Source organism: Pseudomonas sp. NPDC088429 (assembly GCF_044753305.1).
In the GTDB taxonomy this organism is placed as follows: domain Bacteria; phylum Pseudomonadota; class Gammaproteobacteria; order Pseudomonadales; family Pseudomonadaceae; genus Aquipseudomonas; species Aquipseudomonas rustica.
This window is the reverse complement of record NZ_JBIVMX010000015.1, coordinates 1-19,633: the sequence shown is the minus strand read 5'-3', so window position 1 is coordinate 19,633 and position 19,633 is coordinate 1. Positions and strand designations below refer to the sequence as shown.

Below are 19,633 nucleotides of genomic sequence, written 5' to 3'. Positions count from 1 at the left end.
AACAGATACGTGCGACATGACAACCCCTTAGAAATAACCCTGACGTTTTTTGTCTTCCATCGAGCCGGCGCCATCGTGGTCGATGACACGGCCCTGGCGCTCGGAAGTTCGCGTCAGGAGCATTTCTTGAATGATGTCCGTCAGCGTTTCGGCTTCGGACTCCACGGCGCCCGTCAACGGGTAGCAGCCAAGGGTGCGGAAACGCACTTTCTTTTTGACGATGCGCGCTTTGTCTTCATCGGACAGGTGCTCGAGGATGCGCTCGTCGTCGATCATGATCAGCGTGCCGTTCTTCTCGATCACTTCGCGTTCGGCGGCGAAGTACAGCGGCACAATCGGGATGCCTTCGAGGTAGATGTACTGCCAGATGTCCAGTTCGGTCCAGTTCGACAGAGGGAATACACGGATGGATTCGCCCTTGTTGACCTTGCCGTTGTAGACGTTCCACAGCTCCGGACGCTGATTTTTCGGATCCCAGCGATGCTTGCTGTCGCGGAACGAGTACACGCGCTCTTTGGCGCGGGATTTCTCTTCATCGCGACGGGCGCCGCCGAAGGCTGCGTCGAAACCATGCTTGTCGAGTGCCTGTTTCAGGCCTTCGGTTTTCATGATGTCGGTGTGCTTGGCGCTGCCGTGGGTGAACGGGTTGATGTTCTGCGCCACGCCATCGGGGTTGATGTGGGTGATCAAGTCCAGGCCCAGTTCTTCGACCATCTTGTCGCGGAACTTGTACATCTCCTGGAATTTCCAGCGGGTGTCGACGTGCATCACCGGAAACGGCAGCTTGCCCGGGAAGAACGCCTTGCGTGCCAGATGCAGCATCACGGCGGAGTCTTTACCGATGGAGTACAGCATCACCGGGTTATCGAACTCGGCGGCCACCTCGCGGATGATGTGGATGCTTTCCGCCTCCAGCTGTTTCAGATGCGTCAGTTTGTCGACCATGGCTACTCACGAAAACTTTCTTATGAACGGCCAGCGGGCCGTGTTCGAGCGGGGAATCCTAGCACAGCGACCTTCTTCTAATCAGGACGCGGGCTAGAACGAAAGGGCATATGAATATGCCCACCAGTTCGGCCAACCCGCCCCTGTAGGAGCTGCCGAAGGCTGCGATCTTTTGATCTTGTTTTTAAAGATCAAAAGATCGCAGCCTTCGGCAGCTCCTACAGAGGTCGTGTCAGTCAGATCGGGTTGGGGATGTCGATGAAGATGTGTTCGAGGGCGAAGCGTTTTGCCAGGTAGTCGCCCAGCGCCTGCACGCCGTAGCGTTCGGTGGCGTGGTGGCCGGCGGCGATGAAGCTGATGTCGTTTTCGCGAGCGCTGTGGAACGTCTGCTCGGACGCTTCGCCACTGAGGAACAAATCGACGCCCGCCGCCACGCCGTGATCGATGTAACCTTGGCCACCGCCAGTACACCAGCCGACCCGACGAATCATCGGGCTGCCTTCAATCAGCAGCGGCTCACGGCCCATGACTTCCTGCACTTTGCGGGCGAAGTCGCGGGCGGTCATCGGGTCTTTCAACGAGCCGACCAGGCCGACGATTTTCAGGTTATCCGGATCCAGCGGCCCTTCGACGGTGATGTCCAGTTGGCGAGCAAGCTGCACGTTATTGCCCACGTCCGGGTGCAGATCCAGCGGCAAGTGATAGGCGAGCAAGCTGATGTCGTGCTTGAGCAGCGTCTTCAACCGGCGCTGTTTCATACCGGTGATGCACGGGTTTTCGCCCTTCCAGAAGTAACCGTGATGCACCAGCACCAGATCCGCCCCGGCCTCAACGGCAGCGTCGAGCAAGGCCTGACTGGCAGTGACGCCACTGACAATACGCATCACCTGCGGCCGGCCTTCGACCTGCAAGCCGTTGGGGCAATAATCGGCGATTTTCGCACTGCCAAGGTAACGGTCGGCTTCTTCGACGAGGGTGCTGAGGGCAACGGCCATGAAAGACTCCTAAATATCCCGTTCAGAGGCACGCGCGGCCTCGTATAATGCGCGACATTATGGGCGGTCTGACCCCGCCTGCAACTTTTCCAGGACGTGCTTAATGTTCAAGGCGCTGCGTTTTATGGGCTGGCCGTTGTTGGCCGGTGTGCTTATCGCTCTGTTGATTATTCAGCGTTACCCGCAATGGGTCGGGCTGCCGAGCCTCGACGTCAACCTGCAACAGGCCCCGCAAACCACCAGCGTGCAGCAGGGCCCGGTGTCCTATGCCGACGCGGTGACCATCGCGGCGCCGTCGGTGGTCAACTTGTACACCACCAAAGTCATCAACAAGCCCAACCATCCGCTGTTTGAGGATCCGCAGTTCCGCCGCTTCTTCGGTGACAACTCGCCGAAGCAGAAGCGTATGGAATCGAGCCTCGGTTCCGGCGTGATCATGAGCCCGGAAGGCTACATCCTCACCAACAACCACGTTACCAGCGGCGCCGATCAGATCGTCGTGGCGTTGAAGGACGGTCGTGAAACCCTTGCCCGCGTCATCGGCAGCGACCCGGAAACCGACCTCGCCGTCCTCAAAATCGATCTGAAAAACCTGCCGGCGATCACCGTCGGCCGCTCTGACAACATCCGTATCGGCGATGTCGCGCTGGCCATCGGCAACCCGTTCGGTGTCGGCCAGACCGTGACCATGGGCATCATCAGCGCCACCGGCCGCAACCAGTTGGGCCTGAACAACTACGAAGACTTCATCCAGACCGACGCGGCGATCAACCCGGGCAACTCCGGCGGCGCACTGGTCGACGCCAACGGCAACCTCACCGGCATCAACACCGCGATTTTCTCCAAGTCCGGCGGCTCGCAAGGCATCGGTTTTGCCATTCCGGTGAAACTGGCGATGGAAGTGATGAAGTCGATCATCGAACACGGCCAGGTGATCCGTGGCTGGCTGGGGATTGAAGTGCAGCCGCTGACCCAGGAACTGGCCGAGTCGTTTGGCTTGTCCGGGCGTCCGGGGATTGTCGTGGCGGGGATCTTCCGCGATGGCCCAGCACAGAAGGCTGGTCTGCAATTGGGTGACGTGATCCTGAGCATTGATGGCGAGCCGGCCGGGGATGGTCGTCGCTCGATGAACCAGGTTGCGCGGATCAAACCGACTGACAAGGTGACCATTCAGGTGATGCGTAACGGTAAAGAGTTGAAGCTGACCGCTGAAATTGGTCTGCGTCCACCACCAGCGCCAGTGCAGGAAAAAGAAGAGTAAAACTTTTTTCGCGCCAGGCGCGCGAATAAAAGACATTCTCAAAAGGCATGTTATATTGTTTCAATTCTAGGAATTGGAACAACATAACATGTCGTCTCGAACAAAGGCCTCCCTGCTCGGCCTGAGCCTCGGTTTGCTGGTTGATCCAGCCTTCGCCGAAGAACCGCAACCCCTCGAACTCGACGCCATCAGCGTTATCTCCGATTACGAATCGCCGACCGGCCCGGTCAAGGGTTATCGCGCCACGCGTTCGTCCAGCGCGACCAAAAGCGACACGGCGATTCGTGATATCCCGCAAGCAATCAGCGTAGTACCCGCCAGCGTGCTCAAGGATCTGGGCAGCACCAGCGTCGAGCGCGCATTGGATTTTGCTGGCGGCGTGTCGAAGCAGAACAACTTCGGTGGGCTGACGCTTTACGAGTACAGCGTGCGCGGTTTCACCACCTCTGAGTTCTACAAGGACGGTTTCAGCGCCAATCGCGGTTATCCGAGCACGCCGGATGCGGCCAACATCGAGCGCATTGAGGTGCTCAAAGGCCCGGCGGCCAGCCTGTACGGTCGAGGCGATCCGGGCGGCACAGTGAACATCGTCACCAAGAAACCGCAGCCCGAAGCCTTTACCACGCTGCAAACCAGCGCCGGCAGTTGGGATCGCTATCGCACCGCGCTGGACGTCAACACGCCACTGGATGATCAGGGCGATGTGCTCTCGCGGATCAACCTCGCGGTCGAGGACAACAACAGTTTTCGCGATCACGTCGACAGCAAGCGCGTGTTCGTCGCGCCTTCGATCAGTTGGCAATTGAACCCGGACACGTCGCTGTTGGTGGAAAGCGAAATCGTCCGTCACAGCTCCACGTTCGATCGCGGCATCGTTGCGCCGAACAACACATGGAGCGGCGTGTCGCGCTCGACCTTCCTCGGTGAACCCAACGACGGCAACATCGATAACCACAACAACCTGCTGCAAGCGACCCTCGAACACCACCTCAACGACAGCTGGAAGCTGCGCCTAGCCAGTCATTACAAGGACGGCACACTCTGGGGCTTCGCTTCGGAAACGCGTCCGCTGAACGCCGACGGCCACACCGTCAACCGCCGCTATCGCGAGCGCGACACCAACTGGCACGACAGCATCACCCAACTTGAGCTGCGCGGCCTGTTCGACCTCGGCCCTTGGCAGCACGAATTGCTGATCGGCACCGAATACGAGAACTTCCGCAAGAACGAGCGCGTCACCACGATTGCTGGCGGCCCCTACGCGATCGACATCTACAACCCGATCTACGGCCAGCCGAAACCCAATGGTGCACGCTCGGGCACGGATACGTTCGAACACGTCGAAAGCCATGCGCTGAACCTGCAGGATCAAATCATCTTCACCGACAAACTGCGCGGGATGATCGGTGCGCGTTTCGAACATTTCGATCAACACATCGACGATTACAGCCGCAACGCCACGAGCAACCAACGGCATGACGCCCTCACCCAACGCGCCGGCCTGCTCTATCAACTGACGCCGCAAACCGGTCTGTTCGCCAACGCCTCGACCTCGTTCAAACCGAACAATGGCCTCGACGCGTCCGGCAAATCCTTTGACCCGGAAGAAGGCGTCGGCTACGAAGTCGGCATCAAGAACGAGCTGTTCGACGAGCGCCTGAGCAGCACCCTCGCCTTCTTCCACATCGACAAGGAAAACGTCCTCGCCCTCGACCCGGGCACCGACACCAGCCGCGCGATGGGCAAGGCGCGCAGTCGCGGCTTCGATTGGCAAGTCACCGGGCAAGTCACCGATGCGGTGCGGGTGATCGGTGCCTTCGCTTATATCGACGCCGAAGTCACTCAGGGTGACGCGGTGATTCCCACCGGCAGCCGCATCCTCGGCGTGGCCAAACGCAGCGGCAGTCTGCTCGGAGTGTATGAGTTTCAGGATGGCCGTTTGCGCGGCTCGGACGTCGGCGCGGCGTTCACTTATGTCGGCGACCGCTCCGGTGAATCCGGCAGCGATTTTGAATTGCCGGCCTATCACACCGTCGACCTGCTGGCCCACTACAAGGCCAGCGACAACGTCACCGTCGGCCTGAACCTGAACAACCTCTTCGACGAAAAATACTACGAGCGCTCGTACAGCAATTACTGGGTCAACCCCGGCGAGCCGCGCAATTTCACCGTCAGCCTGACACTCAATCTGTAAAAGGACGTCACCATGCAATACGGCAAAACCCTCGTGCTCATCGCCGCCCTGTTCGCCGGCCAAGTCTCGGCTCATGGCCTGTGGACCGAACAACGGCGAGGCAATATCGAAGTGATCTACGGCCATGGCGCCGAAGACAACGCGTTCAAGGCGCAGAAAATCAGCGGCGCCTGGGCTTATGACGCGGGCGGCAAGATGATTCCGGTCAGCGTTGAGCGACTCGCCGATCACGCACGTTTGAAACCGCTGAAGTCGCCTGCGGTGATGGCCGTGGAGCTGAATAACGGCATGTGGTCGCAGACGGCTGACAAGAAGTGGGTCAATGAAGGCCGCAGCAAAGTACCTGGCGCTGTCGAGGCGACGGAGACGTTTAAATACAGTCTGGCGATTTATCAGCCGGGGGCGAAGTTGCCGAAGCTGGATCAGATCAAGCTGCTGATTTTGCCAGAGGTTGACCCGTTGACTGTGGGGCCGGGGAAATCATTGCCGGTGCGGGTATTGCTCGATGGCAAACCGGCGGCGGGGGTGAAGTTGATTGGCGACTATCGCAATGCGCCGAATACGTTGAGCGCCGAGACGGATAAGGATGGCCGGGCGCAGGTATTGGTGAGAAATGAAGGGCTGAATGTGATTGCGGCGCAGGTTGAGGTGCCGGTGAAGGACAGTGCTGATGTGAATAGTCGTGGGTTGTTTAGTTCGCTGACATTCCTTGGCGAACCGCATCACGAGTAACCACCACAAATCCCCTGTAGGAGTGAGCCTGCTCGCGATTGCGGTGTGTCATTCAACTCACATGTTGAATGCTGAAACGCATCGCGAGCAGGCTCACTCCTACAGGGTGCAGCGGTGGTTTAAAGGTTGCCCAGACCGTCGATCAGCGCCTGATTCTGCTCCGGCGTGCCAATCGAAATCCGCAGGAACTGCGCAATCCGCTCCTGCTTGAAGTGCCGCACAATCACGCCTTGCTCGCGCAATTTAGCCGCCAGCCCCGCCGCATCATGCTGCGGATGCCGCGCAAAGATGAAGTTCGCCGCCGACGGCAACACCTCAAAACCCTTGGCCTGCAACTGAGCGATCACCCACTCGCGGCTCTCGATCACCAACCGGCAGGTCTTGTCGAAATACTCGCGATCTTCGAACGCGGCACCAGCACCGACAATCGCCAGACGATCCAGCGGATAAGAGTTGAAGCTGTTCTTGATCCGCTCCAGCGCCTCGATCAAGTCCGGATGCCCCACCGCCAGACCCACGCGCAAACCTGCCAGCGAGCGCGACTTGGACAGGGTCTGCGTCACCAGCAGGTTCGGATAACGATCGACCAGACTGATCGCCGTCTCGCCGCCGAAGTCGATATACGCCTCATCAACAACCACTACCGAATCCGGGCTGGCCTTGAGGATTTGCTCGACCGCTTCCAGCGCCAGCAGGCAACCGGTCGGGGCGTTCGGGTTAGGAAAAATGATCCCGCCGTTCGGCTTGGCATAGTCAGCCGGGTCGATCTGGAACTGCGCATCCAGCGGCACCGCATCAAACTTGATGCCGTACAAACCGCAGTAAACCGGATAGAAGCTGTAGCTGATGTCCGGGAACAGCAGCGGCTGATCGTGTTGCAGCAGACCGTGGAAAATGTGCGCGAGCACTTCATCCGAACCGTTGCCGAGGAACACCTGATTGCTCTGAACGCCGTAGTAGTTGGCGACAGCGGTTTTCAGCAGATCGCTGTTCGGATCCGGGTACAGACGCAGGTTGTCATTCAGCTCGACCTGCATGGCCGCCAAGGCTTTTGGCGATGGCCCGTACGGGTTTTCGTTGGTGTTGAGCTTGACCAGTTTGGTCAGCTTCGGTTGTTCGCCCGGCACGTACGGCACCAGATTTTTAACGAACGGGCTCCAGAATTTGCTCATTTTTCAGTTTCCCTTCTGTTCGTCTTTGATGCGGTATTCGGCGCTGCGCGCGTGCGCGCTCAGCGATTCGCCACGGGCCAGCACGGAGGCAGTTTTACCCAGCTCGGAAGCACCGGCCTCGGAGCAGAAGATGATCGACGAACGCTTCTGGAAGTCATACACACCCAGCGGCGACGAAAACCGCGCGGTGCCGGAGGTCGGCAATACGTGGTTCGGGCCCGCGCAGTAATCGCCCAGCGCTTCGGAGGTGTGACGGCCCATAAAGATCGCGCCAGCGTGGCGGATCTGCGGCAACCAGGCTTGCGGATCAGCGACCGACAACTCCAAGTGTTCCGGGGCGATGCGGTTGGCGACTTCGATGGCTTGGGCCATGTCTTTCACGTGAATCAGTGCACCACGGCCATTGATCGAGGTTTCGATGATGGTCGCGCGATCCATGGTCGGCAGCAGTTTGTCGATGCTGGCGGCGACCTTGTCGAGGAACTCGGCGTCCGGGCTGACCAGAATCGCCTGCGCGTCTTCGTCGTGCTCGGCTTGCGAGAACAGGTCCATGGCGATCCAGTCCGGATCGGTCTGGCCGTCGCACACCACGAGGATTTCCGAAGGGCCGGCAATCATGTCGATGCCAACCTGACCGAAAACGTGGCGCTTGGCCGTGGCGACATAGATGTTGCCCGGGCCAACCACCTTGTCGACTTTCGGCACGCTTTCTGTGCCGTAGGCCAACGCGGCAACGGCTTGTGCGCCACCGATGGTGAACACGCGGTCAACGCCAGCGATGCACGCCGCCGCCAGCACAAGCTCGTTGATTTCACCGCGCGGGGTCGGCACGACCATGACCACTTCGGTCACACCGGCGACCTTGGCCGGAATCGCGTTCATCAATACAGAGGATGGGTACGACGCCTTGCCACCCGGCACGTACAGACCGGCGCGATCCAGCGGCGTGACCTTCTGGCCCAGCACGGTGCCGTCAGCCTCGGTATAGCTCCAGGAATCCTGCTTCTGTTTTTCGTGGTAGCTGCGCACGCGGGCCGCGGCTTTTTCCAGTGCTTCACGCTGCGGCACGGTGATGCGCGTCAGCGCCAGTTCCAGACGCTCGCGCGGCAGGATCAGGTCGGCCATCGACGCGACTTCGAGGCCGTCGAACTTCTGGGTGAACTCGACCAGCGCCGCGTCACCGCGCTCGCGCACAGCCTTGATGATGTCCAGCACGCGCTGATTGACCGAGTCGTCAGACACACTTTCCCAGCTCAGCAGATGATCCAGATGATGCGCGAAATCCGGGTCAGCAGCGTTGAGTCGGCGAATTGCAGTCGTTGCGGTCATAGCGAGAGCCTCATAGGAATGGCAAAAACTCAGGCGCCCGAAGGTGCGCTGACGTTTAATAACGATCGCGTTGGTACTGTGCCCGTACCAGGCAAGGCGCGGGACGAAGGTAAGGGGTTTTTCCTTACCGAGTCCCGCAACGCTGCATGGTGCGGGCACAGTGCCAACCCGTAGGGCCTTGCTTCAAAAGGCTGGCCACTACGCGTTTTTTATACTTCTGAGAAATTGTTCTGCTGCAGTTAGATTGCCTTTTGGAGTAAGGCGCGGTCGTTATTAAACGTCAGCGCACCTTCCCTAGCCAGTCGTTTCCGCTTGGGCACCTGAGATTCTGGCTATGAGGCGGATAGACGGGCGCGACTCAAGGTCGCGCAGGTGAATCAGCCGCGGTGTCGAGACTCCACTGCATTGCGCAGGGTGTCGATCAACGCCTGGATTCGGGCGTGTTGCATTTTCATCGAAGCCTTGTTGACCACCAGGCGCGAGCTGATCGTGGCGATCAGTTCCTGAGGTTCCAGACCGTTGGCGCGCAGGGTGTTGCCGGTGTCGACGACGTCGATGATCTTGTCGGCGAGACCGATCAGCGGTGCCAGCTCCATCGAGCCGTAAAGCTTGATGATGTCGACCTGACGGCCCTGCTCGGCGTAGTAACGCTTGGCGACGTTGACGAACTTGGTCGCCACGCGCAGACGGCCCTTGGGCTCTGGCGCACCGATCTTGCCGGCGGTCATCAGTTTGCACTGCGCGATTTGCAGATCCAGTGGCTCGTACAGGCCCTGGCCGGTGTATTCCATCAACACGTCTTTACCGGCGACGCCGAGGTCGGCCGCGCCATGCTCGACATAGGTCGGCACGTCAGTGGCGCGCACGATCAGCAGACGTACGTCTGGCTGAGTCGTAGGAATAATCAGCTTGCGGCTCTTGTCCGGATTCTCGGTCGGCACGATGCCCGCTTCGGCGAGAAGCGGCAGGGTGTCGTCAAGGATGCGGCCCTTGGACAGTGCGATGGTCAACATGGGAAACGTCAGTCCTTATCAAGGTACTCATGCCCGGTCGCAATCGGCGCCGGACACACATCGAGCCGGAAACCGGCTCGACTCAAAACGAATTCAACGGACACGTCCCTGTGTCCACGTGCAGCAATCAGCCCGGAACGCGACGGATCTTGGCGCCCAGCATCTGCAGTTTTTCTTCGATGCACTCGTAACCACGGTCTATGTGGTAGATGCGGTCGATCAGGGTGTCGCCTTCAGCAACCAGTGCCGAGATCACCAGGCTGGCCGAAGCACGCAGGTCGGTGGCCATGACTGGCGCGCCCTTGAGAACTTCAGTACCGGTAACGATGGCAGTGTTGCCTTCGACCTGGATCTTGGCGCCCATGCGGTGCAGTTCGTATACGTGCATGAAACGGTTTTCGAAGATCGTCTCGATCACCGCACCAGTGCCTTCGGCAATGGCGTTGAGCGAGATGAACTGTGCCTGCATGTCAGTCGGGAAAGCCGGGTACGGCGCGGTGCGCACGTTCACAGCTTTCGGACGCTTGCCGTGCATGTTCAGCTCGATCCAGTCTTCACCGCAGGTGATTTCTGCGCCGGCTTCACGGAGTTTATCCAGAACGGCTTCGAGGATGGTCGGATCGGTGTCCTTGACCTTGACGCGGCCACCGGTCACGGCAGCAGCGACCAGGTAGGTGCCGGTTTCGATACGGTCAGGCATGACTTTGTAGAAGCACGAACCCAGACGCTCGACGCCATCAATGGTGATGGTGTCGGTGCCGGCGCCGGAAACCTTGGCGCCCATGGCGTTGAGGAAGTTCGCCAGGTCAACCACTTCAGGTTCGCGAGCGGCGTTCTGCAACACGCTGCGGCCCTTGGCCAGAGCAGCGGCCATCATGATGTTCTCGGTACCGGTCACACTGACGGTATCGAAGAAGAAGCTTGCCCCGCGCAGGCCACCTTCAGGCGCCTTGGCCTTGATGTAGCCGCCTTCGACGTCGATGACCGCGCCCATGGCTTCAAGACCACGGATGTGCAGGTCGACCGGACGCGAACCGATGGCGCAACCGCCAGGCAGTGCGACTTCGGCTTCACCGAAACGGGCAACCATCGGGCCCAGTACCAGGATCGACGCACGCATGGTTTTCACCAGTTCGTACGGGGCGATCAGGGTCTTGATGGTGCGCGGGTCGATTTCGACGCTGAGTTTCTCGTCGATCACCGGCTCAATGCCCATGCGACCGAACAGCTCGATCATGGTGGTGATGTCGTGCAGGTGCGGCAGGTTGCCAACGGTCACCGGGCCATCGCACAGCAGCGTGGCAGCCAGGATCGGCAGGGCAGAGTTCTTTGCCCCGGAAATGCGGATCTCGCCATCAAGACGAGCGCCACCGGTAATAATCAATTTATCCATAAGAATCTCGACGCCCTTAGGCTCAGGTGCGCTCGGCCCAGGCCGCGCTGCTGAAAAATTTCATAGTGACCGCATGGATGCTGCCATCGGTGATCCATGGGTTCAAATGGGCATAGATCTGCTGCTGACGCTTCACCGGGCTCAACGCCGCCAGTTCATCGCTAATCACGTTCAGCTGGAAATTGCAGCCTTCGCCCTCAACTTCTACCAACGTTCCGGGCAGCTTTCCTTCAAGGAAGCTCTTCACTTCTACGGCCTGCATGCTCAACCTCAATCGGCGCCCTGTGCGCACGGGTCGGACATCATACAAAAAAGCCCCGCGCCTGCGAACCCCGCATGGCAGGACTCTGACGGGGGGCTTCTTTAATGATGCGGGTTCAGGGATGCGCCAACAGCTCGGTCAGTTCGCTGACCTGAGCGATTTCGCGCATGTCTTCAGGCATTGCGCGGATGCTCACAGCCTTGCCAGCCGCTTGCGCATCGCGCATGAAGCACAGCAGCAACGACAGGCCGACGCTGCTGGACTTCTTCACTGCCGAACAATCGATGACCAGCGCTGACGCCTTGCTGGACTTGATCAACGCCTGCCCTTCCTTTCGCAAGTCAGGGCCGGTGCGGTAATCCAGCACTCCGCTGAGCAATAGCTCGTCGACATCACTCATACGAACTGCTGCCTCATTCATTGCGCTGGGTTCTTTTCGGTGGATTCCTTGGCCTTGGCCACTTCACCCGCCCAACCGTTGATGGTCTTGTCGAGGTCGTTGCCATTGCGCTGCATCGCGTCAGCGAACTGGTCACGGAACAGTTTGCCAATGTTGATGCCGTTGATGATCACGTTGCGCAGTTTCCACTCGCCGTTGATCTTCTCCAATGTGTACTGCACTGGATAGATCGCGCCGCTGCTGCCTTTTACAACCATGCCAACACTGGTGCGATCGCCCGACTCATCCTTGGCAGGATCGACGGTAATGCCCTGGTTGTTGTATTCAAGCAAGGCGTTGCCGTAGAACTGGAACAGACCTTTCTTGAAGTTTTCTTCGAAGGTCTTCATCTGCGCAGGGGTGGCCTTGCGCGAATACTTGACCGTCATGATGCTTTTGGAGATGCCCTCGGCGTCCACTACCGGCCCGACGATGGTGTTGAGCGCGGTGTAGAAATCGCTCGGATCCTGCTTGTACTTTTCTTTGTTGGCCGCCAGGTCGGCCAGCAACCGGGTGGTTGTGTCCTGAACCAGATCATGTGCCGAAGTCGCAGCAGCAACGGCATTACCCATCAACGGCAGAGCCGCGAGTAATACCAACAGACTGCGTCGCAAGATAGAGATCATTCAAAGCTCCTCATTTGGCATCTTTGCTAACGGTATTGAGCAGGAATTTACCGATCAGGTCTTCCAGTACCAGAGACGACTGCGTGTCGTGGATGGTTCCACCATCCGTCAGCGGCTTGTCTTCGCCACCGACGCTGATACCGATGTACTTCTCGCCCAGCAGACCCGCGGTCAGGATAGACGCTGTGGAGTCAGTCGGCAGGTTGTCGACCTTTTTATCCACTTGCAGGGTCACCCGACCGGTGAAGCTGTCGCGATCCAGATCGATCGCCGTGACCTTGCCGATGGTTACACCGGCCATGGTCACTTTGGCTCTGACCGTCAAACCGGCGATATTGTCAAAGTAGGCATAAAGTTTATACGTGTCGGTGGTCGATGTCGGAGACAGACCACTGACGCGCAGTGCAAGCAGCAGCAAAGCCAGGATCCCTGCCAGCAGGAACAGGCCGACACCGATTTCCAGGGTGCGGTTTTGCATCAGAAATCTCCAAACATCAAAGCGGTCAGAATAAAGTCCAGGCCGAGCACTGCCAGCGAGGCAAATACCACGGTCTTGGTGGTGGCACGACTGATCCCCTCGGAAGTGGGCTCGCAGTCATAGCCTTGGAATACGGCGATCCAGGTGACGACAAAGGCAAAAACTACACTCTTGATGACGCCATTGAGCACATCGCTGGTGAAGTTGACGCTGTTTTGCATGTTCGCCCAGTAGGAACCTTCATACACGCCCAACCAGTCGACAGCCACCCACGAACCGCCCCAGATACCCACCACGCTGAAAATCATCGCCAGCACCGGCAGGGAAATGAAGCCGGCCCACAGGCGCGGGGCAATGATGTACTTGAGTGGGTCGACGCCGATCATTTCCAGGCTGGACAGCTGTTCGGTGGACTTCATGTTGCCGATTTCTGCAGTCAGCGCAGAACCGGCACGCCCGGCGAACAGTAGAGCAGTGACGACCGGGCCGAGTTCACGCAGTAACGTCAGCGCAACCATCTGCCCGACCGCCTGCTCCGAACCGTAGCTCGACAGAATGCTGAAGCCCTGCAGCGCCAGCACCATGCCGATGAAAATCCCGGAAACAACAATGATCACCAGCGACATCACGCCGACTGAATGCAGCTGCTTGACCAGCAGGCCGAAGCCACCGCTGATACCGCCACGCCCCAGCAAGGCATGAAACAGGAACAACGTTGCCCGACCGAACACCGCAATGGCGTCGATCGCAGCTGCGCCGAAACGGCGTACGCGTTCTATTAATGAAAGTCTGCGCATCAACGCTTCCCCAGAAGATCTGCGCGGTAATCCGTCGCTGGAAAGTGGTACGCCACCGGGCCATCCGGGTTGCCGGTCATGAATTGACGGATACGCGGCTCGTCCGAGTTCATCAACTCGTCCGGCGTGCCCTGCCCCAACACCTGACCATCACCGACGACATAAATGTAGTCGGCGATGCTCGCGGTCTCGGCCAGATCGTGGGAAACCACGATACTGGTGATCCCCAGCGCATCGTTGAGCAAACGGATCAGGCGCACCAACACGCCCATGGCGATCGGATCCTGACCGACGAACGGTTCGTCATACATAAGAATCTGTGGGTCGAGGGCAATGGCGCGGGCCAATGCAACACGACGCTTCATGCCACCGGACAGCTCATCGGGCATCAGCTCGATGGCGCCGCGCAAACCCACCGCCTGCAATTTGAGCAGGACGATGTCGCGGATCATTTCTTCCGGCAACTCGGTATGAACGCGCAGGGGGAAAGCGACGTTCTCGAAAACATCGAGATCGGTGAACAGGGCGCCACTTTGAAACAGCACACCCATGTGCTTGCGCGCGTCGAACAGATCGCTGCGCGAAAGCTTCGGCAGGTTCTGACCGTTGACCCAGACCTCACCGCTGGTTGGACGCAATTGTGCGCCCATCAACCGCAGCAGCGTGGTCTTGCCACACCCGGAAGGCCCCATGATGCCGGTGACCTTGCCGCGCGGGATACGGATATCGACGTTATTGAAAATGCTGCGCGCACCGCGCTTGAAGGAGACTCCCTTCAGCTCGACCGCGTAGGCGTTATCGGCACTCATCTAAACTCCTTGCGATGCAGCCTCTCACTCGGACGCCAGGCTTTCCTGGAAAAGCACATACATCCCGGGCAGGCCGAACTGGCGGCGAACTATATCACTGCAAAGGGCGCGCGCCCAAGGCTTGTGCCGGGCCGTGTTCAACGATATGACAGGGTTACAGACGCTTTTTCGGGCTTTTAGTTACGGCGAATGACAAAGCACGACGAACTTGCGTGAGGCTTTGCCACATAACCGCTATAATCGCCGCCTTTTCATCGGGCTATACGATTTCTGACATGAGCCAAACCAGCGACCTGATTCAATCGGCACAACGCACCATCCGCCTCGAAGTGGAAGCCGTTCAAGGCTTGCTGCCCCATATCGACGCCGATTTCGTACGCGCTTGCGAGATGATTCTGGCCAGTAAGGGCCGTGTAGTCGTGGTCGGCATGGGCAAATCCGGGCACATCGGCAACAAGATTGCCGCCACCCTGGCCAGCACCGGCACTCCTGCATTCTTCGTACATCCGGCCGAAGCCAGCCATGGCGACATGGGCATGATCACTCGTGATGACGTGATTCTGGCCCTGTCCAATTCGGGCTCGACCAACGAAATCGTCACCCTGCTGCCGTTGATCAAACGTCTGGGCATCCAGTTGATCAGCGTCACCGGCAATCCACAATCGCCGCTGGCCAAGGCTGCCGAGGTCAATCTCAACGTTCACGTCGAGCACGAAGCCTGCCCGCTCAACCTGGCACCGACCTCGTCGACGACGGCTGCACTGGTCATGGGCGATGCCCTGGCGGTGGCGCTGCTCGAAGCTCGCGGTTTTACCGCTGAAGATTTCGCATTTTCCCATCCCGGTGGCGCATTGGGCCGTCGTCTGCTGCTGAAAGTCGAAAACGTCATGCACGCCGGTCAGGAGCTGCCGCAAGTACAACGCGGCACCCTGCTCAAAGATGCCTTGATGGAAATGACCCGCAAGGGTCTGGGCATGACCGCCATTGTTGAAGCCGACGGTAAACTCGCCGGGATCTTCACCGACGGTGATTTGCGCCGCACGCTGGATCGCAGCATCGATATCCGCAGCGCGACCATCGATCAGGTGATGACCGCTCACGGCAAAACCGCCCGGCCCGACATGCTCGCCGCCGAAGCGCTGAAAATCATGGAAGACCACCGAATCAACGCATTGGTAGTCGTCGATGAGGATGATCGCCCGATCGGCGCCTTCAACCTCTCCGATCTGCTGCGCGCAGGAGTCATGTAATGAGCAACGATCTGCTGCTACGCGGCAAAGCGATCAAACTGGCGGTGTTCGACGTCGATGGCGTCCTCACCGATGGCCGCCTGTACTTCCTTGAAGACGGCAGCGAATTCAAGACTTTCAATACACTCGACGGCCAAGGCATCAAAATGTTGATGAACGCTGGCGTGCAAACCGCCATCATCAGCGGTCGAAAGACACCAGTGGTTGAACGTCGGGCGAAAAATCTGGGCATCCCGCACCTTTTTCAGGGGCGTGAAGACAAATTGGTGGTTCTCGACGGTTTACTTGAACAACTGGGCCTAAGCTATGAACAGGTCGCCTACCTCGGTGACGACCTTCCTGACCTGCCGGTGATCCGCCGCGTAGGCCTGGGCATGGCGGTTGCCAACGCTGCTGATTTCGTCCGCGAACACGCCCATGGCGTGACCCGGGCCCGAGGCGGCGAAGGTGCTGCCCGCGAATTCTGCGAATTGATCCTGCGCGCCCAGGGCCGCCTCGATGCGGCCAACGCCGCGTACCTGTGAGCCAAACCATGTTCAGCAAAAAATTTCGCACCTTCCTGCTGTTTGGCTGCATCGCTGCGCTGTTTGCTGCGGTCGGCTACTGGAACATCAGCCCGGAACGCTTTCTCGACAAGCCGCCAGTGACGACCGAGGAAAACCCGATCGACTGGTACGCGACCAACACGCACACTCTGCAATACCTGCCGGATGGCGGCGTGCAGTATGAAATGACGTCGGACAAAGCCGAGCACGTCAAGGCAACCGACATTGTTCTGGTCACCAAACCCGACCTGAACATGTACCGCGGTACCGACTTTCCGTGGCACGTGACCAGCGAGCGCGGCGAAGTGAATCCGGGCGGTACACAAGTAGAATTGATTGACTCGGTGCGTATCAAACGCACTGACGAACAAAACCGCGACCTGCTGGTCACTTCCACGCGCATGACCGTGTTCCCTCAGGAGCAATATGCGCAGACCGAGCAACCCGTTAGAATCGACGGCGCTGGCGGTGTATCAACCGGCGTTGGCATGAAAGCGTACCTGAAGGAAAGCAGGATACACCTGCTATCGAACGTAAGAGGACAGTATGAGGCTCGTTAAAACCCTCCCTATTTTGCTCAGTCTGGGCGCAGCACTGGGAAGCGTGAGCGCCTGGGCTCTGCCGAACGATCAGCAGCAACCTATCCGTATTCAGGCCGACGACGCCCAACTGGACGACAAGAACGGCATCGCCACCTATAAAGGTGATGTGATCATCACCCAGGGTTCGATGATCGTTAAAGGCAATACGGTGACTATCACCCGAACGCCGGCTGGCGATATCGACGTAGTGACGTCGGTGGGTAACCTTGCCTACTTCGAGCAACTGCAAACCCAGGGTGACGCCAAGCCTGTACAGGGCTGGGGCGTGACGATTCAGTACCACGCCGCGCAAAACCGCGTCGTGCTGATCGACAAGGCCAAGGTCGTCGACAAGGACAACAACACGACTCAGGGCGAGAAAATCGTCTATGACACCGTGAAGAAACTGGCCAGCGCCGGTCGCGCTACCGGCAGCAAAGTCACCGAATCGCGTCCGCGTATCGACATGGTGATCCAGCCGAAGAAGAAAACCGACGAGAAGACCCAGTAATGGCAACTCTGAAAGCTCAGCACCTGGCCAAGGCCTATAAAAGCCGCCAAGTCGTGCGTGACGTCAGCCTGTCGATCGACAGCGGCCAGATTGTTGGTTTGCTCGGCCCGAACGGTGCCGGTAAAACCACCTGCTTCTACATGATCGTGGGTTTGGTACAGGCCGATCAGGGCCGCGTGCTGATCGACGATCTGGACGTCAGCCACCAGCCAATGCACGGTCGTGCCAAGGCCGGTATCGGCTATCTGCCGCAAGAAGCGTCGATCTTCCGCAAACTGTCGGTGGCCGACAACATCATGGCCATCCTCGAGACCCGCCAGGAACTCGACAAGGCCGGTCGCCGCAAAGAGCTGGAAAGCCTGTTGCAGGAATTCCACATCACCCACATCCGCGACAACCTCGGCATGAGCCTGTCCGGTGGTGAACGCCGCCGGGTGGAAATCGCTCGCGCGCTGGCCACCGCACCAAAATTCATCCTGCTCGACGAACCGTTCGCCGGTGTCGACCCGATCTCGGTCGGCGACATCAAGCAGATCATCCACCACCTCAAGGCCAAGGGCATCGGTGTCCTGATCACCGACCACAACGTCCGCGAGACGCTGGATATCTGCGAAACCGCTTACATCGTCAACGACGGTCAACTGATCGCCGAAGGTGACGCCGAAACCATCCTGGCCAACGAACTGGTCAAGGAAGTGTATCTGGGTCACGAGTTCCGCCTGTAAGCGTCACAGTGCCCGGTGCGCAGCCGGAGTGCTGTATCGATTCAAGCTGGATTTAATACGCTTAATTGTTACAGCGCTCTAGGCAAACACTTCAGTTTCAGGCATATAATTTGCTTAAGTTTGGCGCTTCGGCGCCCTGTAGTGGATGGCGCATAGCGCCGGCGAATAAGGTGTTAAGCCCCTGCCATGAAACCATCGCTAGTCTTGAGAATGGGCCACCAGCTGACGCTGACCCCGCAGCTGCAACCGGCCATCCGCCTGCTCCAATTGTCGACCCTGGATCTGCAACAGGAAATCCAGGAGGCTCTGGAATCCAATCCGATGCTCGAACGCCAGGAAGAAGGCGACGACTTCGACAACTCGGATCCCATGGCCGACAACGCCGAACAGAAGCCCACCGAGATCCAGGAACCTTCCTATCAGGAAGCCGCACCGACCGTCGATAACCTCGAAGACGGCGAATGGAACGAACGCATCCCCAACGAACTTCCGGTCGACACTGCCTGGGAAGACGTTTACCAGACCAGCGCCAGCAGCCTGCCCAGCAGCGATGATGACGAGTGGGATTTCACCACCCGCACCTCCGCCGGCGAAAGCCTGCAAAGCCACTTGCTGTGGCAACTCAACCTCGCACCGATGTCCGACACCGATCGCCTGATCGCCGTGACCCTGATCGATTGCATCAACAATCAGGGCTACCTGGACGAAACCCTCGAAGAAATTCTCGAGGCGTTCGATCCGGAACTGGACATCGAACTGGACGAGATCGAAGCCGTCCTGCACCGCATTCAGCAATTCGAACCGGCCGGTATCGGCGCGCGCAACCTCAGCGAATGCCTGCTGCTGCAATTGCGTCAGCTGTCGGCCAAGACGCCTTGGCTGGCGGAAGCCAAACGTCTGGTCAGCGATTACATCGATCTGCTCGGCAGCCGTGATTACAGCCAGTTGATGCGCCGTATGAAGCTCAAGGAAGACGAGCTGCGCCAGGTCATCGAACTGGTACAAAGCCTCAATCCGCGTCCGGGCTCGCAGATCGAATCGACCGAAGCCGAATACGTCGTCCCTGACGTCATCGTGCGCAAGGACAACGAGCGCTGGCTGGTCGAGTTGAATCAGGAATCGATGCCACGCCTGCGCGTCAACGCGCAGTACGCCGGTTTCGTCCGTCGCGCCGACACCAGCGCCGACAACACTTTCATGCGCAATCAGTTGCAGGAAGCCCGCTGGTTCATCAAAAGCCTGCAGAGTCGCAACGAAACCCTGATGAAAGTTGCCACCCAGATCGTCGAGCATCAGCGCGGTTTTCTGGAGTACGGCGACGAAGCCATGAAGCCGTTGGTGCTGCACGACATCGCCGAAGCAGTCGGCATGCACGAATCAACGATTTCCCGGGTGACCACGCAGAAATTCATGCATACCCCGCGCGGTATTTATGAACTGAAATACTTTTTCTCCAGCCACGTCAGCACCTCTGAAGGCGGTGAATGCTCGTCCACGGCGATCCGCGCGATCATCAAAAAACTGGTTGGGGGGGTTGGTGAGGATGTGCGGGTGGGTGTCGGCTAGTGGGGGGGGT

General features: G+C 58.8%; 20 protein-coding genes and 1 pseudogene. 9 read left to right on the top strand and 12 right to left on the bottom strand.

Going from position 1 to position 19,633, the window contains the following annotated elements:
* Window positions 1–27 precede the first annotated feature (27 nt).
* Window positions 28–945: a sulfate adenylyltransferase subunit CysD gene (gene cysD, locus ACIP66_RS10755; RefSeq protein WP_008085033.1), complete on the bottom strand. Its 918-nt coding sequence runs from the start codon at window positions 943–945 to the stop codon at window positions 28–30.
* A gap of 236 nt (window positions 946–1,181) precedes the next feature.
* A complete protein-coding gene (locus tag ACIP66_RS10750) occupies window positions 1,182–1,940 on the bottom strand; it encodes a Nif3-like dinuclear metal center hexameric protein (protein ID WP_159812162.1) in 759 nt (252 codons plus the stop codon).
* Between the two features lie 103 nt (window positions 1,941–2,043).
* On the opposite strand from ACIP66_RS10750, the gene algW reads away from it, so the two are divergent.
* From algW to ACIP66_RS10735, 3 genes are all read left to right on the top strand, one after another.
* Window positions 2,044–3,201 (top strand): Do family serine endopeptidase AlgW, encoded by a 1,158-nt coding sequence (gene algW, locus ACIP66_RS10745; RefSeq protein WP_159812161.1) that lies wholly within the window; start codon window positions 2,044–2,046, stop codon window positions 3,199–3,201.
* 88 nt (window positions 3,202–3,289) lie between these two features.
* Complete coding sequence (locus ACIP66_RS10740; protein ID WP_400647817.1) at window positions 3,290–5,395, top strand: TonB-dependent siderophore receptor; 2,106 nt, start codon at window positions 3,290–3,292, stop codon at window positions 5,393–5,395.
* Window positions 5,396–5,407: 12 nt separating this feature from the next.
* Window positions 5,408–6,127, top strand: a complete 720-nt coding sequence (locus ACIP66_RS10735) for a DUF4198 domain-containing protein (RefSeq protein WP_400647814.1) — start codon at window positions 5,408–5,410, stop codon at window positions 6,125–6,127.
* Window positions 6,128–6,246: 119 nt separating this feature from the next.
* Here the strand turns inward: ACIP66_RS10735 and hisC are convergent, their stop codons facing one another.
* From hisC to ACIP66_RS10685, 10 genes are all read right to left on the bottom strand, one after another.
* Window positions 6,247–7,299, bottom strand: a complete 1,053-nt coding sequence (gene hisC / locus ACIP66_RS10730; protein ID WP_400647812.1) for a histidinol-phosphate transaminase — start codon at window positions 7,297–7,299, stop codon at window positions 6,247–6,249.
* A gap of 3 nt (window positions 7,300–7,302) precedes the next feature.
* A complete protein-coding gene (gene hisD, locus ACIP66_RS10725) occupies window positions 7,303–8,628 on the bottom strand; it encodes a histidinol dehydrogenase (RefSeq protein ID WP_053117120.1) in 1,326 nt (441 codons plus the stop codon).
* 377 nt (window positions 8,629–9,005) lie between these two features.
* Window positions 9,006–9,641 (bottom strand): ATP phosphoribosyltransferase, encoded by a 636-nt coding sequence (hisG, locus tag ACIP66_RS10720; RefSeq protein ID WP_053117119.1) that lies wholly within the window; start codon window positions 9,639–9,641, stop codon window positions 9,006–9,008.
* 127 nt (window positions 9,642–9,768) lie between these two features.
* Entirely contained in the window at window positions 9,769–11,034 is a 1,266-nt protein-coding gene (murA, locus tag ACIP66_RS10715) for a UDP-N-acetylglucosamine 1-carboxyvinyltransferase (protein ID WP_053117117.1), read from the bottom strand.
* Window positions 11,035–11,056: 22 nt separating this feature from the next.
* On the bottom strand, window positions 11,057–11,296 hold the full coding sequence (locus tag ACIP66_RS10710) for a BolA family protein (protein ID WP_007912386.1): 240 nt from the start codon (window positions 11,294–11,296) through the stop codon (window positions 11,057–11,059).
* 115 nt (window positions 11,297–11,411) lie between these two features.
* Complete coding sequence (locus tag ACIP66_RS10705) at window positions 11,412–11,717, bottom strand: lipid asymmetry maintenance protein MlaB (RefSeq protein ID WP_212549714.1); 306 nt, start codon at window positions 11,715–11,717, stop codon at window positions 11,412–11,414.
* Window positions 11,714–12,361, bottom strand: a complete 648-nt coding sequence (locus ACIP66_RS10700) for a phospholipid-binding protein MlaC (protein ID WP_053117113.1) — start codon at window positions 12,359–12,361, stop codon at window positions 11,714–11,716. The genes ACIP66_RS10705 and ACIP66_RS10700 overlap by 4 nt, the downstream gene beginning before the upstream one ends.
* 10 nt (window positions 12,362–12,371) lie before the next feature.
* Window positions 12,372–12,839: an outer membrane lipid asymmetry maintenance protein MlaD gene (gene mlaD / locus ACIP66_RS10695; RefSeq protein WP_053117111.1), complete on the bottom strand. Its 468-nt coding sequence runs from the start codon at window positions 12,837–12,839 to the stop codon at window positions 12,372–12,374.
* Window positions 12,839–13,636, bottom strand: a complete 798-nt coding sequence (mlaE, locus tag ACIP66_RS10690) for a lipid asymmetry maintenance ABC transporter permease subunit MlaE (RefSeq protein WP_053117109.1) — start codon at window positions 13,634–13,636, stop codon at window positions 12,839–12,841. Before mlaE ends, mlaD begins: the two co-directional genes overlap by 1 nt.
* Entirely contained in the window at window positions 13,636–14,445 is an 810-nt protein-coding gene (locus tag ACIP66_RS10685) for an ATP-binding cassette domain-containing protein (protein ID WP_159812156.1), read from the bottom strand. Before ACIP66_RS10685 ends, mlaE begins: the two co-directional genes overlap by 1 nt.
* A gap of 275 nt (window positions 14,446–14,720) precedes the next feature.
* Between ACIP66_RS10685 and ACIP66_RS10680 the strand changes: the two genes are divergently transcribed.
* The 6 genes and pseudogenes from ACIP66_RS10680 to ACIP66_RS10655 all read left to right on the top strand — a co-directional run.
* The gene (locus ACIP66_RS10680; RefSeq protein WP_053117105.1) at window positions 14,721–15,695 is read left to right on the top strand and encodes a KpsF/GutQ family sugar-phosphate isomerase; all 975 of its coding nucleotides are present in this window, start codon (window positions 14,721–14,723) and stop codon (window positions 15,693–15,695) included.
* Window positions 15,695–16,219, top strand: coding sequence for an HAD family hydrolase (locus ACIP66_RS10675; protein WP_053117103.1), 525 nt, complete (start codon window positions 15,695–15,697; stop codon window positions 16,217–16,219). Before ACIP66_RS10680 ends, ACIP66_RS10675 begins: the two co-directional genes overlap by 1 nt.
* An 8-nt stretch (window positions 16,220–16,227) precedes the next feature.
* Window positions 16,228–16,800, top strand: coding sequence for an LPS export ABC transporter periplasmic protein LptC (gene lptC / locus ACIP66_RS10670; RefSeq protein WP_053117101.1), 573 nt, complete (start codon window positions 16,228–16,230; stop codon window positions 16,798–16,800).
* The gene (gene lptA, locus ACIP66_RS10665; RefSeq protein ID WP_053117099.1) at window positions 16,787–17,332 is read left to right on the top strand and encodes a lipopolysaccharide transport periplasmic protein LptA; all 546 of its coding nucleotides are present in this window, start codon (window positions 16,787–16,789) and stop codon (window positions 17,330–17,332) included. Before lptC ends, lptA begins: the two co-directional genes overlap by 14 nt.
* On the top strand, window positions 17,332–18,057 hold the full coding sequence (gene lptB / locus ACIP66_RS10660; protein ID WP_053117097.1) for an LPS export ABC transporter ATP-binding protein: 726 nt from the start codon (window positions 17,332–17,334) through the stop codon (window positions 18,055–18,057). Before lptA ends, lptB begins: the two co-directional genes overlap by 1 nt.
* Before the next feature lie 186 nt (window positions 18,058–18,243).
* Window positions 18,244–19,584 (top strand): annotated as a pseudogene (locus ACIP66_RS10655) (RNA polymerase factor sigma-54); the annotation flags it as partial.
* Between the last annotated feature and the right edge of the window lie 49 nt (window positions 19,585–19,633).